Here is an 827-nt window from a genome sequence, read left to right as displayed (position 1 = left end):
CCATGGAGAGGCTTTCGTTTGTCTGCACTCACGAAGCCGACAATCTGCCTGCTATAAGCGAGGATGCTCAGGCACTGTATCGCTATGCACTATTTCTGAAATCGAAAAAAGGCGCCAAAGACTATCAGCAAATAGGCAGATATTACCGTTTGGCCTATGCAGCAGGGAACTATAAAGCAGCGACCAACCTGCACATCCTAATTTCTCAAGGTGCTGTTGATAGTAACAATCGCAGTATAGAGGCGATTGACATTGTGGAGCATCTGATCGCGCAAGGTATTCCAGGCGGTTACTACGATATGGGACATTATTTGGAAGTCGGCTACGGCGTAGTACGCAATAAGGGCAGCGCGTATGCCTACTTTCGCAGGGCGGCAGACTTAGGCAATCCTGCTGCACAATTTTATGTCGCTCGATTACTGTCTAGCATCCCGGCCGATACCGCCGATGTCATGCAAGCAATGTACAAATGCGCGATGGAGCAAGGTAATGGGCCAGCAGGCGTTCATTACGCAAGCTATTCAAAAGTTGTTGGCCATTATGCGGATGCGGTTACCGGCTTTCACACCACAATTCGAAACGGTGACTACGATGCAGCACGCAATCTGGCCCGTGCTTTTGAAGGCCCGCCACCATCGGAAGAGCTTTACTATATGGCCTTGCAGCGAGATGAAGAGCGTGTGAAGCGATTGGATAAAATAAATATGTTTCTCTCGCGCCATGAGCATCTTGGGGCAAAAGTCCCAGATCTGGACGATATCGTTCCACTTCCTCCAGCACCGTTGCCCGAGTGGGACGGCACGTTCAAATGGAAGCGTGATCGTGAT

General features: G+C 50.1%; 1 protein-coding gene. It reads left to right on the top strand.

What is annotated here, in order from left to right; genetic code table 11:
* Window positions 1–827 (top strand): SEL1-like repeat protein (locus AO388_RS03250; protein WP_058416037.1); only part of this gene is annotated, 827 nt, incomplete at both ends.

Source organism: Pseudomonas sp. ICMP 10191 (genome assembly GCF_001467335.1).
Taxonomy (GTDB): domain Bacteria; phylum Pseudomonadota; class Gammaproteobacteria; order Pseudomonadales; family Pseudomonadaceae; genus Aquipseudomonas; species Aquipseudomonas cerasi.
This window is presented reverse-complemented; position numbering and strand designations above follow the sequence as displayed.